This is a genomic window from Corynebacterium sp. CCUG 70398, from assembly GCF_024454055.1.
Taxonomy (GTDB): domain Bacteria; phylum Actinomycetota; class Actinomycetes; order Mycobacteriales; family Mycobacteriaceae; genus Corynebacterium; species Corynebacterium genitalium.
Window position 1 is genome coordinate 138,045 of record NZ_JAGPYZ010000004.1, and the last position, 14,816, is coordinate 152,860.

Sequence of the window (14,816 nt, forward strand, 5' to 3'; positions counted from 1 at the left end):
ACCATGGCAGAGCAACCGAAGAAGAACAACAAGGGCGGATTGGGCAAAGGCCTCGCCGCGCTCATCCCGTCCAACGCGGACCACCACCAGAAGACGGGTCCGCTGGGTGACGGTGCGGCCGATGTGATCATCGGCAAGAAGCCCGCCCCGAAGAAGGTCAAGGGTGCCCCGAGCATCCCCGCCCAGGTCGCCCCGACGGCGACGGTGGCTGACTCGATCGGTGCGAGCTACCAAGAAATCCCCATCGGGGACATCTTCCCCAACGCGAAGCAGCCCCGCAGCGTCTTCGACGAGGATGAGCTCGCCGAGCTGGTTCACTCCATCAAGGAGTTCGGCCTGCTGCAGCCGATCGTGGTCCGCCCGGCATCGGACGGCTACGAGCTCATCATGGGTGAGCGCCGCTGGCGTGCTGGCTCCAAGGCGGGGCTGAAACGCATTCCCGCGATTGTGCGCGACACGTCCGATCAGGACATGCTGCGGGATGCTCTCCTGGAGAACATTCACCGCGTTCAGCTCAACCCGCTGGAAGAGGCCGCTGCCTACCAGCAGTTGCTCGAGGAGTTCGGTGTCACCCAGGAGCAGCTCGCTGATCGGCTGGGCCGTTCCCGCCCCGTGATCACCAACTCGATCCGTTTGCTCAACCTGCCGGTGCCGGTGCAGCGCCGCGTCGCCGCCGGTGTGTTGAGCGCCGGCCACGCCCGCGCACTGCTGGGCGTCAAGGTGGGCCCGGAGGCTCAGGAGCAGCTCGCCGACCGCATCGTTGCTGAAGGTCTGTCCGTCCGCGCCACGGAGGAAGCCGTCACGCTGTTGAACAAGAACGGCGTGATGCCCGAAAAGACCAAGCGCGAGCCAGCACCGCAGCCGGAGTTCCTCTCCCAGGCCGCCGAGCGCCTTGCTGACGAATGGGACACCAAAGTCTCCGTCACCATGGGCAAGCGCAAAGGCAAGATCGTCGTCGAATTCGGCGACCGCGACGACTTCGAACGCATCATGGGGCTCATCGAGGGCGCATGAGCCTGCCCCGGGCCAGCGTTGTCGCGCTCACCTCGTCCACGCTGAGCAACCTACACCCGCAGGCCGCGCGCAGCGTGTTCTGGGAACTCGACCCGCTCAGCGAGAACTACCAAGGCATCGACTCCCAGATGGACAAGTCGGCCTGGTTGCTCGCGTTGGTGTACGAGCAGAAGACGGCTGGGTTTTCGATCGTCGATAAGCGGGCGCATGCCACCTTGCTGATGTGCCCGCCTTCGGCCGCTCCTGGGGCTGTGCGCCTACCCACCGCGCCTGTCTCCGCCGACGCGTACTGCCTGACCAGCTTGCATATCGACGCAGCCTTCGCGGGCATTGGCTGGGAGGCAGTGCTTGTCGACGCCGCAGTGGTCGACCTCACTTCCCGCGGCCTCCCCGCGGTCGAAGCATTCGGGGTGAAGGCGGATTTCACGCACGAACTGACCGGGATTTGCAAGACTATCGTCGAGCACGCGGAGCAGATCGGTCTGATGCCGGTGGAGGTGCTTGAGTCGGCAGGGTTCAAGATCGTCGCCGACCACCCTGTCATTCCGCGGCTGCGCCTAGAGCTGCCGCCGGAACAGGGGCTGCTTAGCGAGGCCGAGATTGCTGAGCTTCTCGCTCAAGCCCCCATTTAGTCAGCTCCGCGATCTCCATATCCCGCGGCATGAGCGGGTGCTTCGGGCCGCTGGGAATGGCTTTGACGGCCACGTCCGCCCCGTTGTCGGACGTCAGGAAGGACGAGCTGTGCGGTGTCGCCCACGTGTCCGCCCGGGAGTACAGCGAGGTGTACACCACCCGCGGATCCGTCACCGGAGCGTTGGCGCCCTGCAGCTGCTCCTTCGCTCCCGGGCCGCCGAGCAGGTTGATAATCCACCACGGCACGCGCGGCACCCAGCCACTGAAGTCCGTGCCGTAAAAGGGCGTGCCCATGGTGACCACGCGGCGGACCTTGATCTGCTCCTCGTGCCGGTTGTTGGACACGTAATGCACCGCGGCGTTGCCGCCCTGCGAGTGCGCGATGAGATCCACCTGCTTCGCCCCGGTCGCCTCGAGGACGGTGTCAATGTTGTCGGACAACTCCGCAACGAGGTCGAGGAACGGGCCCACTCCGTATAGCCCCGGCAGAAAATCGGGGTCGTTGAAGACCTCCGGATGGATCTCCTCGATCACATCATCGAAGACATCCTCGACCTCGTCGCGGATGCTCACGCGCGTTCCTGACGCAGCAATTCCGTGAAGGTGAACGTGCCCGTCGGCTGGGTATCCTGTTCCAGCAGGTAGAGGCGTTTCACGGCGACAACGATGGCCTCGGCGATCGCGTCGCGCTGCGTCGGGTCCGTCACCACGGCCACGTCGTGCGGGTTGGTCAGGTAGCCCGCCACCACGGCGACGGACGGCATCTGCGTCATGCGCAGCAGCTCCCACGTGCGTCCGTGGTTGAAGCAGTTGCCCAGCGGGGTGCGGGCGACAATCTCGCGCTGGATGTAGCCAGACAGGGTCTCCCCCGTCATTGAGGACGCGCCCAGCTCCGAACCGAAGTAGAACGTGGCCACACCATTGGCTTTCTCGTTCTGGTAGCGGTCCAGCTGCAGCGAAATCACCAGGTCAGCGTCGAAACTGTTGGCCAGGTCCGCACGCGCCTTCGGCGACGGGTTGTCCCCGCGCGGGCGCGACATGATCGTCTCCATGCCGGCGGCGATCATCCGCGCCTCCACGCGCGACGCCAGGTCCCAGAGAATGTCCTCTTCAGAGATCTCACCGTAGGGCCCCTGCACGACGGCATGCTTATCGACGTCTATATCCGGGTCGATCACGACCCTCTTCCCCGCCAAACGCGGGCCGGCCAGGCGGACTACCTCGCGCTCGCGGATGGCCTGGGTGGACCCGCCGGTGATGCGGCGGCCGAGCAAGCTCAGCGCATGCATGGTCTCCGGGCCGCAGATCCCGTCGTCCTGGATACCGTAGTTGATCTGGTAATCCTGCAGGGCGGCGTGGGTGTCGGGGCCGAAGTGACCGTCGATACGCCCCGAGTAGAAGCCCAATTCCTGCAGCTGTTTCTGCAGTTGGCCGACATCGTCGCCGACCATGATCTGGCCCGGCTGGTACGACAGGACGCGCGCGCCCAGCGTGTAGGAGGCGTGACGCAGCTCCCGCAGCGTGATCTCATCGATATCGCCGGAGGGCAAAATGCCGCGGGATTGCTGGAAAGCTTTGAGGGTTTGGGCCAACTCATCGTCGAAAAGCATCTCTGCCTGGGAGAAGCTGCGGCGATTCCACTCGCCCACGTCACCCTCAAAGCCGGGGAGCAACCCCAAGCGTGCGAGGGTCGAGCGGACTTCGGCGACGCGCGCGCTGGAGTCACCCACCCGATAAATACGCAACACTTCGCACCTTTCAGACAGTCGGCCAAATGGACAGTCTCATAGTACTGCTATTGGTCCGGAATGGCTCAGAGGTGGTTGCGCACCCGGGATACGATCTCTTGCTTGGGCACCAGGCCGACGAACTCGTCGACCTTCTCGCCGCCGGAGAAGATCATGACGTTAGGGATGGACATGACCTGGAACATCGCCCCCAGGAGACGCTCCTGATCGACGTTGACTTTGGCCACTTTGATCTGCCCGTCCATCTCTTCTGCGATCTCGTCGAGAAGCGGGGACAATTTCTTGCAGGGGCCGCACCATTCGGCCCAAAAGTCCACCAGGACCGGGATGTCGGACTCGACGACCTCAGACTTGAACGTGGATTGTGTGACGTTGATCGCTGTCATGAGTGGGCCTCCAAGTAGTGCTCGGCGTCGATCGCAGCGCGGCAGCCGGAGCCGGCGGCGGTGATGGCCTGACGGTAGTAGTTGTCCACCAGGTCGCCGGCGGCGAACACGCCCGGCACCGACGTCTTGGTGCTCGGTTGATCGACGACGACGTACCCGCCTTCGTCGGTGTCCACCTGGCCGTTCAGGAAACCGGAGCGCGGGTCGTGGCCGATGGCGACGAACATCGCGGTGGCGTCCAGCGTGGACTCCTCGCCAGTGACAGTGTCCTTGATGCGCAGGCCAGCGACCTTCCCACCGTCCTCAATGACCTCTTCAACGACGGAGTTGAGGAGGAATTCGATCTTCTCATTCTCCTTCGCACGGTCAAGCATGATCTGGGAGGCGCGGAATTCCTCACGGCGGTGAATGATGGTCACCTTCGAACCGAAGCGGGTGAGGAAGGTCGCCTCCTCCATCGCCGAATCACCGCCGCCGACGACAGCAATGTGCTGGTCCTTGAAGAAGAAACCGTCGCACGTCGCGCACGTGGACACGCCGCGGCCGGTCAGCTCCTGCTCACCCGGGATGCCCAGGTGGCGCGGAGCCGCGCCGGTGGCCAAGATGATGGCCTTGGCGGAGTACACCTCATCGGCCACGTGGACCTTCTTGATGTCGCCGTCCAGCTCGACGCGGTCAACCATCTCAGCGCGCAGATCCGCGCCGAAGCGCTCTGCCTGTGCACGCATTTCCATCATCAGGTCCGGGCCCATGATGCCGTTCTCAAAACCGGGGTAGTTTTCCACTTCGGTGGTGTTCATCAGCTCACCGCCGAACTCGTAGCCTTCAAAGACCAGCGGTTTCAGGTCGGCGCGGGCGGTGTACAGCGCAGCGGTGTACCCGGCCGGGCCGGATCCGATGACAATGACCTCCTGCACCTCGTCCGGGTTGGCAGACGTGGCAGCGGCCTCCTGCATCGGCTCAGTCGTCGCGGTCTCCGGAGCGAACGCGCCAAGCGCGTTCGCGGAGGGAATGTTGGGGATCTGCGGCTCAGTCATGGCTGTCAGTGTAGTGCTTAGGTCAAGTGATCCTAACTAACAAGATTCACGTCCTCATCGATCATCTGCAGCAGCATGTCCCGGGCACGGTACCTGCGGGACTTCACTGTCCCGGGGCGCACGCCGAGCTCGCGGGCGGCGTGGTTGATGGACAGGCCTGCGACGTCGATAAGCAGCAGCGCAGAACGGTTCGCGGCAGGAAGCTTGCCCAGCACCTGCATGAGCGCGAGCCTGCGGTCGAGGTGCGTCAGCGGTTCATGGGACAGAGCCCGGTTGGTGTCGGGGCTGATCTTCTCGTCGTCGTCGATGCTCAAGTGGCGGCGCTTGTTGTCCGCGCGCTTGAAATGGTCGTAGCCTGCGTTGAGCACGAGGCGGCACAGCCACGTCCCCAGGCCCGATTCGCCGCGGTACGTCTCCATCTTCACTGCTGCTTTGAGCAGTGCGTCCTGCATGACATCCTGCGCGTCATGCTCATTGCGGGTGTAGCGCAGCGCGAGCGCCCACATTTGGCGGCGGTGGCGCTGCACGATCATCGTGAACGCGCGCTGATCCCCCGCAAGATAGGCCGCCACCAGCGCTTTGTCGCTGTAGTGCTGTGCATGCATGGTGTCCCCCCGATTGATCCCCCTGTGCTGCACCCCGATTGTGGCACGCGCGCGCACCTGTACGCACTTAGTTGTTGCGCACTCCAGTGTGCAACGCACGCTTGCCGACGACGCTGACCTCCTGCACCGCAACCGCCGTGCCATCCGCACCCGTGAAAGCGATCTCCAGCCCGTTGAGCGTCGGGTTGTCGGTGATGTCGACGGTATGCTGCGGGCCACTGGTGAGCGTGCCCTCTGCGAGAACCTCGCGGTTGCCTCCGGCAAGACCGTAGATGGTGTACTCCAGCCCAGGGCCGGGCTCGGTGTGGAAGATCAGCTGATCGGCGATGAAGGGGCCATCCGTGGTGATCGTGAACTTCTGTCCGGGGGTGACGGTGGCGGTGGTGGCGCCGTCGCCGTCGACAAGCGGGGCGAAATTCTCCGGCTCCACCGTCAGCGGGGCGATGAAAACCGGAAGCGACTGCGCCTGGCTTACCGGGCCGGACTCGGTAGCCACGTCGCGCACCGGGTTGTCCGGCTCATCGCGGAATTGGCTGAGCACGTACGTGGTCAGCAGCGCGACCATGAGGACCGCGCTGATTGCTACCGCCACCAGAGCCGTGATGCCGAATGCGCCGAGACCGCGCTCGCCGAAACCGCGCACCGGTGGTGTATCGATCTCTTGCTCCACTGGCACCTGCACGGTCTCGCCAGGTCCCTCGCCAGAGAGGTTGTGCAGCAGGTCCTCCGCGAAGCCCAGGGCGGCGTCATCGGAATCAAGGTCCGCGCCCGGCAGGACGGCGGGGAACGCTAGGACGATGGCGCCGTCTTCAGTCACGCGCATGCGGTCGCGGTTGTCCAGGCCAAGGGGGACGCCGTGCTGGTGCGCGAAGGCCACAGACTGATTCAGCGGCACCATCGCGTCGTCGACTGCCTGCTCGAGCAGCGGGGCGCCCGACTCGGCCACGGCCTTGAGGGACGACCCCGGGATCCAGTCGGAGACGACGAGGCAGCCCATGCGGTACGGAATCGCCTCCAAGATCGGTGCCACACCGGGCAGCTGGAGTTCGCGGAGGCGGTTGGTGCGGTGGGTGACACCGGCGGCGTCGATAGCTGCCTGGCGCGGCGCGACGGGTGCCAGCGGGGCTGCACCGCACGTATCCACGAAGGTCAGCGCGACGATCCGGCCGGTCTTTTGCTCCCGGGCCTGCCAGAAGCGTGCACCGGTCGCAGCCCCGTGGTCTTTGAGCAGGCGGAAGCGGCCGTCGGACACAGCCGCACCCGGAATCAGGCGCGGGCCGCGGACAACGCCAGCAGACATCGGCGGCGGGACCGGGGACGCGTTGAAGGTGTCGTCCATCATGAACGTGGACAGAACCGGCGCGGTCTCCTCCACCGGTGTGCTGCGCCTGAAGCGCTGCATGACCGTCTCTACCTCCGGCAGGTTGGAGAAGGACAGGACCACAGCGGTGACGGCGACGAAGATGATGCCCAGAACGGCGATCTCGATGAGCATGCCCACGGAGCTGCGCTCGGGCGAGACCATGCGCACTACCGAGCGCACGGCGAAGACCGCCCCGACACCGACCAGGCCAGCAAGCGCTGCCCATGCGGAGGTCTTGAGGACTTCTCCTGTGCCCAGCGAGCCGAGCTTGCTGCGCAGCAGGAAAGAGCCAATGACAGCGCCAGCGACAAAGCCGAAGCCGTTGGCGGCGCCGAGCAGCACCACCACCTGATCGGGGCGCGTCGCCGCGAACGGAGCCAGCAACGCCAGAACCACCTTGGTGAAGGTGATGCCGGCGATGATGAAGGTCGGCGTCCACGCCTCCTCGCGGGCGTAGAAAACGCGCAGGTGCAGCATCACCAGCGCGTACGGGATGAGGGCGAACGCGGAGAAACTCAGCGTCAGGCCCAGGGTGCGGGCGTCCTCGGAACTGAAGTTGCCGTAACGGAACAGGGCGGTGCCGATGTCGGGGCCCAGCGCCGTCATGAACATGATGATCGGGATGATGGCGATGAACGTCAGCTTCGTGCCGAGTGTCAGGTCGCGGACGACGGCTTGGTCATCGCCGTCGGCGGCGTTGCGGCTCAACCGCGGCATGATCGCCGTCAGCAGCGTCACACCGATGATGCCGTAGGGCACTTGCAGCAGCAGCCAGTGGTTCGCGTAAATGATCGGCGCGGATTCGTGGACGCTCGAGGCGATGCGGTTGTTGATGATGTAGCCGACCTGCGAGATGGCCACGTAGGTGATGATGGCCAACGCCATCCCGCCGAACTGCTTCAACCTGTCGTCGATGCCCCACTCGAGCCGCAGGTCGACGCCGGTGCGCCTGAGCGCCGGCAGCATGATCAGGCACTGGACCACCACGCCGAACGTGGTGCCGAGGCCTAACAACAATACGTGCGGATCGGTGACAGGTGTCGGGTCGTCCGGGTGAATGGACCCCGGCACCAGCATGTAGAGCGCCATGACTGTGATGGTCACCACGTTGTTCGCCACCGGCGCCCACGCGCCGGGGCGGAACACTTCCTTCGTGTTCAACACCGCCATGAACAGTGAGAACAAGCCGTAGAACATGATCTGCGGCAAGAGCAGATACGCGAACGAGGTGGCCTGAACGACGTTGACTTGGCCGTCGCCATCGAGCATCAGCCGTGTCAGCAGTGGTGCACCGACGAGCGTGATCACCGTGGCCACAGTCACGAGCGTGAACGTCAGCGTGAACAGCCGCCGGATGAAGGAGGCGCCGTGGTCCGGATCCTCTTTCTCGGCGCGCACCAGCACCGGCACCACCAGGGCGGTGAGCACCGAGCCGAGCACGATCTCCGTGACCATGTTCGGCAGCGTGTTCGCCGAGATGAATGCCGATGCCACCGCGCCGCCGAGCGCCGATGTGATCATCACCGTGCGGATGAAGCCGGTGATGCGCGACATCAGCGTCGCCACTGCCATTGAGCCAGTGGACCTTACGACGGAGCGGTCCGAAGTTTCAGCTTTCTCCATAGGGGTCTCAATCCTAGTGCTCTCTCCGCCGTTTCCCGAGTTGGAAAAGAACCGCCAACGCGAACAGCACCGCCAGCCCGGCGACGAGGATCCGGGTGGCAAGCGCCCCGCCGGCCGTCTGCACAGCGATGTTCACCGGCTGAGAAATCGGCCGATTATCCGGCGTGGAGAGGTACAGCTGCAGGTCAGTGCGCTTATTGTTCTGCGGCAGGTCCGCCGTCATCTGGAGGGTGAGCGAACCGCGCGCCGGGATGCGGAACTCCGCCGGAGTATTCAGCTTCGCGTCGGGGGGCCCCTGATACAGAATCGACGCGTCGACAGGCAGCGGCAGCCCGTTCTCCGCGACAATGAGCAGCGGCGAGGATTCCGACGTGCGCGTGTACACATTCCCCGGCGGGATCAAGCTTATCGACGACTTGATCGCCCCCAACGTATCCCGCCCCCCATTGAGCCGCGTGCGGGTGCGCAACTCCGCATCCGAGTAGTAGGTCAGAGAACGGCGGTGCGTGACCGGCAGCGCGGCGAGCAGATCCAACCGCAGCGGGAGGGTGTAACCGTAGCGGGTCAGAGCGATGTTGTTCTCGTTGGCCAGGATGGATGTGAGGTCGTCGATGTAGCGCGCCTGCTGGCCCGCGTTGAGGATCTCCGTGTCGGAGTACACAGTCGGGTCGTTGTACGGCGTGCCGAGTGCCTCCAGGTCCGCCTGATCAATCTGCTCCGGAGGGCGCGTGTACTCCTCGAGTGGCATCGGCTCGGCTATGCGGGAGCTCATCAGCTCCCCCACGGTACCCATGACTTGCTGCGCTGTCGACGCATCCCACGCCGCCGGCGGATTGACGAGCACCGGCTCCTCCCCCGCCGTGCGCGCTGCCGTCGCGATAGCCGATGCCGCAGTGAGATCGCGCGCCGCCACCGAATCCATCGAGTAGTCGTAGCGCAGCTTCTCCTGGGAGTAACCGGTGGTCTCCGGGTGGCTGCCGGTCGCAGCAAGCGTACTGGCCAGCGCATCATCAAAGCCCACCGTCACCACACCGGGTGTGGCGGTGGCGAAGCGCTCCCCCGGCACGGTGTTGTCCGCCACGAGCACGCGCACCGGCTGGGACGGTTCCGGCGCCGCGACATCCTCAGTGCTGGGCAACGTCGGGGTGTCCAGCGTGGTCTGCTGGTCGCCCTCGATCTTGCCGCCGGGCCCGTCTTGCGTTTCAGCCTGCTCGTTTTCCCACGCGCTCTGCATGCCGACCTGCGGCACCGTCGACCTGCTGTGGTCCGCCCAGCCCATCGCCGGCGCAGACTCCGGGGTGAGGTAGCCCGCGCCAGGCACCACTATGTTCTGCACGATGGGAGTACCCAGCACGCGGCCCAAGGTGAAGGGCCCGCGCTCGACGGCCTCGCGCATGAGCCACCTATCACCGGTGCGGGCGATGGCGTTCAAGTCAGCATTCGCCCAGGGCAGTGCCACCGTGCAGCCAGACGCGCTCGCGGCCTTGACCTTCTCTAGCCAGGCAGCAGCATCCTCTGCGCCCCGGCCCGGCGCGGCATCCATGAAGGCCGCGTCCTCACGGCCCCAAGAATCGCGCAGGCGCTGGCGTTGGCGGCCCGGGGATGGGCGATCGTCGTCGACCTTGTACCCCTGCGCCATTCGGTCCACTGTGTCCACCAGCGCGGGGTCGAGAGCGAGACACGTGGCGTCAGCGACGCCAGTGTCGTCGGTGGTCTCCGCGTACGTCTCGATCAACTGATCCAGGCGCCCCCCAGGTTCGAGCTGATCCGCGAGCTGCTCGGAGGCCAGAATCAACGGCGGGCTGTTCGGAGCTTCGCCGGTCTCCCCCGGCACAATGTCCACCGGTGCGCTCACCGGGTAGAGCACCGAGACACCCGCGGGAGTCTGCTCCTCGGGCAGATCACCCCGCACGGCCATGTGCCAGCGCTCGCTATCTAAGTGGGTGCCTTCCTGCTCCAGCACGACCATGATCGGGAACGTCGCCGCGAGCGGTTGGTCCGAGACATCCACCTGCACGGTGATTTCGGCTTCCTCCCCTGCGGACAGGTTCGGCACCTCGACCGTGTCACCGGCGACCGTGTACTCCCCCGGCGCCGCAATCGTTGCTACCTGGGCATCGGAGACAGACCCGGAGACAGGTCCGCGCCGGGGAGTCACCGTGAGGTTGTCCATCTGCTCATCGCCGTCGTTACGCACCCGCACAATCGCGTCGACGGTGGAGCCGGAATCGGCGGTAGAGGGAGCGTCGACAAGCGAGAGCGTGATGTTCTCGCTGCCGTCGCTCGCGCGAATCTGCGGATTGACCCACTGCGAGGCCACGGCCGAGTTTTGCGGATCCATCGGCACCGGCAGGTCGGCGTGCGCGGGGGAAGCACAGACTGCCACCACTGCTGCTGCCACGACTGCGCAGATCCGTGCCTTCATCACCGCGGCGTGATCCTTCCGGCACGTTTCTCGGCACGCGCTAATGCTGGCATTTTGTCGAAGGCGATGCGGGCCAGCTTGCGTTCGTCGGCATACGCCAGGTGCTCCATCAGCTCGCTGACGGGGACCCAGGCGACTTCGGTGACTTCTGGGTCTTCGTCGTTAAGCACCCCGTCGACATAGCGCAACAAGTTATGGTGCACGGTCTTGTGAATGCGCACGCCGTCAGACACGAACCAGTAGTCGATCAGGCCGAGGTCCTCGAAGGGCTCGCCGTAAATGCCGGTTTCTTCCCACACCTCGCGGCGGGCCGTGTCCCACTGGTGCTCACCGGGCTCCACATGGCCCTTCGGCATCGACCACAGCAGGCGGCCGCGGCGGTCAAGGCGCCCGATCAGCGCGACATAAATCCTGCTCAGGTCCACACTGCCGTCCGCAGCCACTGCTTCCGCCATGCCGGAGACCACCAAACCGCCCGCGGACGTTTCGTCCCGGGTCTCCATCTTGTGGTCCGTCGTGTACTGGCTGGTGTGCGGCTTGCGGTAGTTCTGGGGGCGCTGCTTGCGGCGGCGCTTGTTCGGCTGCTGTTTCTGGGATTTTGGGGGTTGCTTCTGGTGCTTTTGTCGTTGTTTTTGGGATTGCTTCTGCTCCCCCTTTTGGGCATGACTCGACCCGCGCCGGCGCCGCCTGCGCTTCGGAGGATTCGGAGAGTCAGCCATGAGATCAGATCGTATCCGCCCACGACTTATATATGGAACTTGAGACCACCCCAAGTATGGTTATGGCCGTGACCCCGAGGACCGCGAGCGAGAACCACACCGACCCCGCCGGGCTTTTCAGTTTGCCCGAAAAGGGCGATTCCACAGCCTTCATCGGGCTGCTCGCCCGGGCGGAAACAGCGGTGCGCGAGCTTGAAGGCCTGCTCACGTCGCTGGTGCGGGAATTCCACGACCGGGGCGAGTCCCTTTACTTGGTCGGCGGCCCGGTGCGCGACGCGATGCTCGGACGGCTCGGCAATGACCTGGACTTTACGACGTCCGCACGCCCCGACGTCATCAAAGCCATCTTGAGCGGCTGGGGCGAGGCCGTGTGGGACACCGGTATCGAATTCGGAACCGTGTCGACAGTCAAGGACGGCCAGCAGGTGGAGATCACCACCTTCCGCGCTGATCTGTACGACGGCGTCACACGCAACCCCGAAGTCACCTTCGGCGACGCGATTGACGACGATCTGGTGCGCCGCGACTTTCGCGTGAATGCAATGGCGATCGAGCTCCTTGTCGCCGACGGCGAGGATTCACTCGCGCTGGATTTCCACGACCCCGTCGACGGCCTGAAAGACCTGCTGAACCACGTCCTGGACACCCCGCAGGAGCCGGAGGTCAGCTTCCGCGATGACCCGCTGCGCATGCTCCGGGCGGCCCGGTTCGTCTCCCAGCTGGGGTTTCACGTCTCGCCGCGGGTGAAGCGTGCGATGACGGACATGGCGGAAGAAATAGGCCGCATCACCGTCGAGCGCGTGCAGGCGGAACTGGACAAGCTCTTGCTCGGCGTGCAGCCGTGGGAGGGCATTGACCTGCTCGTGGAGACGGGCCTGGCCGACCACGTGCTGCCGGAGATCCCGGCGCTCAAGCTCGAGCGCGACGAGCACATGCAGCACAAAGACGTCTACGCTCACTCGCTGACTGTGCTGCGCCAGGCCACCGAGCTGGAAGAAGAAGGACCGGACCTGAAGCTGCGTTGGGCGGCGCTCATGCATGACATCGGCAAGCCGGACACCCGCGAGGCCAAGCCGGGCGGAGGGGTGTCCTTCCACCACCACGAGGTTGTCGGTGCGAAGCTGACGCGCAAGCGGATGCGCAAACTGAAGTACCCGAAGCACGTCATCGAGGACGTGGGTCAGCTGGTCTACCTGCACATGCGCTTCCACGGTTTCGGGGAAGGCCAGTGGACGGATTCCGCCGTGCGCCGCTACGTGACCGATGCGGGAGACCTTCTCCCCCGCCTGCACAAACTCGTCCGCGCGGACTGCACAACGCGTAACCCGAAGAAGGCGGCGCGTCTCCAGCGCACCTACGACCACCTCGAGGAGCGCATCGCGGACCTTGCTGCCAAGGAGGATCTCGCTCGCGTGCGCCCGGACCTGGACGGCAATGAGATCATGGAGATCCTGGGCCTCGAGCCCGGCCCGCAGGTGGGCAAGGCGTGGAAATACATGAAGGATCTCCGCTTGGAGCACGGTGAGCTGGGCCGTGATGAGGCCGTCGCACAGCTCAAGGCGTGGTGGGAGGCAGAAAATGGCTGAGTTTTTCTACGCGGATAGATTGTTCACCGCGCTCGAGCGCGAAGAGCCGGGGCCGGGCATGTTGCTGGTTGCGGCGCCGGGCATGCTTTCCGACGAATTCGTCCGCTCCATCGTCCTCGTCATCGAGCACACCGCGACCCACTCCTTCGGCGTGGTGCTCAACCGGCGCAGCGACGTCGCGGTCCACAATGTCCTGCCCGAATGGCTTCCCGAGGTGGCCAATCCACAGGCGCTCTACATCGGCGGCCCCGTCGGCCCGCAGGCGGCGATCGGCGTCGGCGTGACCAAGTCCGGCACGGTGATCGACGATCACCCCGAGTTCACCCGCCTGGCCAACCGCCTCGTGCACGTTGACCTGCGCACAGAGCCGGAAACCGTCGAGGGTTTGCTCGAGGGCATGCGCCTTTTCGCCGGTTACGCCGAGTGGGAGCCCGGCCAGCTCGACGAGGAGATCGAACGCGGCGACTGGTACGTCGCGCCCGCCCTGCCGAGCGACGTCATCGCCCCCGCGAACACCGACCTGTACAGCGATGTCATGCGCCGCCAGCCGATGCCGCTGCCATTGTTCTCCACGTTCCCCGCGAACCCAGAAGACAACTAGATGCGCAATCTGTGGGTAGTGGGCCTTGGGCTCATTCCGCTCGGTCTCGCATTCGGCCTGGTTATGACACAGGCCGGTTTCGCCTGGTGGTGGACGCCGATCTTCTCCATCGTCATTTACGCCGGCTCGATGGAATTTCTCGCCGTGCAGATGGTCGCCAGTGGCGTTGGGCCGCTCTCAGCCACAGTCACCGGCTTCATGGTGAACTTCCGGCACATTTTCTACGGCCTCACGTTCCCCCGCCATCTCATCGACAGTCCCGCCGGCAAGGCCTACAGCACCTATTCGCTTACCGACGAGTCCTACGCCATCACCTCCACCACCCCCCACTCCGAACTCACCGGCCGGCACGTCCTGGCCATCCAAGCCTGCTGCCAAGCGATGTGGGTCATCCCCGGCATCATTGGCGCGCTCGTCGGGCAGGTCATTCCGGACAGCGTGCAGGGAATGGACTTCGCCCTGACCGCCCTGTTCATCGTGTTGACGTACGAGGCGTTCCAATCCAACCGCGACTTCTCCCTGCCTCTGACCGCCGCCGGGATCGCAGTGCTCGTGGCCGTGCTCGCCCCGTCGGCGATTCTCATGGCGGGGTTGTCAGCCTACTTCGTGGTGCTGTTGCTGCGGTACGGGTTTCCGGGCGTCGATAAGCGCCTTGAGCTGCGAGGGAACACATAATGGGTGATTCTTTGGGGCTTCCCGACGGCGTGACCCTCACCATGGTCGCAGCCGTCCTGGTGCCCGTCGCAGTGGTGACGGTGTTGCTGCGCGCGCTCCCCTTCGCGTTTCTGCGCGTGCTCAAGGGCAGCGCGCTGATTGAGTTCCTCGGTGCGACGATGCCGGTCGGCGTCATGACCGTGCTTGTCGTGTACACGCTGGCTAGCGCGCTGGATGCCCCCGGCGGGCTCGTGCCTGCTCTCCTCGCGGGCGCGGTCACCCTTGCCCTCCACGCTTGGCGACGCAGTGCCGGCCTCTCCATCCTCACCGGCACCGCCGTGTACATGCTGCTGGTGAATGTGGTGGTCGGCTGAACCTGGTGCTCGGGTGAACAACGCGTTAATGCGCTGCTGAAAAGCCTG

At 65.0% G+C, this 14,816-nt stretch carries 12 protein-coding genes and 2 pseudogenes; 6 read left to right on the plus strand and 8 right to left on the minus strand.

Features of this window, described 5'->3' with window-relative positions; translation table 11 throughout:
* Positions 1-3: 3 nt before the first annotated feature.
* Together KBX07_RS06475 and KBX07_RS06480 are read left to right on the plus strand one after the other, a co-directional pair.
* Positions 4-1,014, plus strand: coding sequence for a ParB/RepB/Spo0J family partition protein (locus tag KBX07_RS06475; protein ID WP_256004140.1), 1,011 nt, complete (start codon positions 4-6; stop codon positions 1,012-1,014).
* Positions 1,011-1,646 carry a hypothetical protein gene (locus KBX07_RS06480; protein ID WP_256023478.1) on the plus strand — a complete coding sequence of 212 codons (636 nt, stop codon included), beginning with the start codon at positions 1,011-1,013 and terminating at the stop codon, positions 1,644-1,646. The genes KBX07_RS06475 and KBX07_RS06480 overlap by 4 nt, the downstream gene beginning before the upstream one ends.
* Here KBX07_RS06480 and KBX07_RS06485 read toward each other — a convergent pair.
* The 8 genes and pseudogenes from KBX07_RS06485 to KBX07_RS06520 form a co-directional block, all read right to left on the minus strand.
* Positions 1,600-2,220 carry an alpha/beta fold hydrolase gene (locus KBX07_RS06485; protein ID WP_256023479.1) on the minus strand — a complete coding sequence of 207 codons (621 nt, stop codon included), beginning with the start codon at positions 2,218-2,220 and terminating at the stop codon, positions 1,600-1,602. The two genes, KBX07_RS06480 and KBX07_RS06485, sit on opposite strands and share 47 nt — an antisense overlap.
* Entirely contained in the window at positions 2,217-3,395 is a 1,179-nt protein-coding gene (locus KBX07_RS06490; RefSeq protein WP_256004135.1) for an N-acetylmuramoyl-L-alanine amidase, read from the minus strand. Before KBX07_RS06490 ends, KBX07_RS06485 begins: the two co-directional genes overlap by 4 nt.
* A gap of 65 nt (positions 3,396-3,460) precedes the next feature.
* Positions 3,461-3,781, minus strand: coding sequence for a thioredoxin (gene trxA / locus KBX07_RS06495; RefSeq protein WP_005287722.1), 321 nt, complete (start codon positions 3,779-3,781; stop codon positions 3,461-3,463).
* The gene (trxB, locus tag KBX07_RS06500; protein ID WP_256023530.1) at positions 3,778-4,737 is read right to left on the minus strand and encodes a thioredoxin-disulfide reductase; all 960 of its coding nucleotides are present in this window, start codon (positions 4,735-4,737) and stop codon (positions 3,778-3,780) included. The genes trxA and trxB overlap by 4 nt, the downstream gene beginning before the upstream one ends.
* 113 nt (positions 4,738-4,850) lie before the next feature.
* Complete coding sequence (locus KBX07_RS06505; protein WP_256023481.1) at positions 4,851-5,423, minus strand: RNA polymerase sigma factor; 573 nt, start codon at positions 5,421-5,423, stop codon at positions 4,851-4,853.
* A 664-nt stretch (positions 5,424-6,087) separates the two neighbouring features.
* Positions 6,088-8,409: pseudogene (murJ, locus tag KBX07_RS06510) on the minus strand (murein biosynthesis integral membrane protein MurJ); the annotation flags it as partial.
* 13 nt (positions 8,410-8,422) lie between these two features.
* Positions 8,423-10,834: a DUF6049 family protein gene (locus KBX07_RS06515; protein WP_256004116.1), complete on the minus strand. Its 2,412-nt coding sequence runs from the start codon at positions 10,832-10,834 to the stop codon at positions 8,423-8,425.
* Positions 10,834-11,526 (minus strand): annotated as a pseudogene (locus KBX07_RS06520) (NUDIX hydrolase); the annotation flags it as partial. The gene KBX07_RS06515 and the pseudogene KBX07_RS06520, both read right to left, overlap by 1 nt.
* An 89-nt stretch (positions 11,527-11,615) precedes the next feature.
* On the opposite strand from KBX07_RS06520, the gene KBX07_RS06525 reads away from it, so the two are divergent.
* The 4 genes from KBX07_RS06525 to KBX07_RS06540 are packed head-to-tail and all read left to right on the plus strand — an operon-like array spanning position 11,616 to position 14,768.
* Complete coding sequence (locus KBX07_RS06525) at positions 11,616-13,139, plus strand: CCA tRNA nucleotidyltransferase (RefSeq protein ID WP_256004114.1); 1,524 nt, start codon at positions 11,616-11,618, stop codon at positions 13,137-13,139.
* Positions 13,132-13,740 (plus strand): YqgE/AlgH family protein, encoded by a 609-nt coding sequence (locus KBX07_RS06530; RefSeq protein ID WP_256004112.1) that lies wholly within the window; start codon positions 13,132-13,134, stop codon positions 13,738-13,740. Before KBX07_RS06525 ends, KBX07_RS06530 begins: the two co-directional genes overlap by 8 nt.
* Positions 13,741-14,415: an AzlC family ABC transporter permease gene (locus KBX07_RS06535; RefSeq protein WP_005287747.1), complete on the plus strand. Its 675-nt coding sequence runs from the start codon at positions 13,741-13,743 to the stop codon at positions 14,413-14,415.
* A complete protein-coding gene (locus KBX07_RS06540) occupies positions 14,415-14,768 on the plus strand; it encodes a branched-chain amino acid transporter permease (protein WP_005287748.1) in 354 nt (117 codons plus the stop codon). Before KBX07_RS06535 ends, KBX07_RS06540 begins: the two co-directional genes overlap by 1 nt.
* The last annotated feature ends 48 nt before the right edge of the window (positions 14,769-14,816 follow it).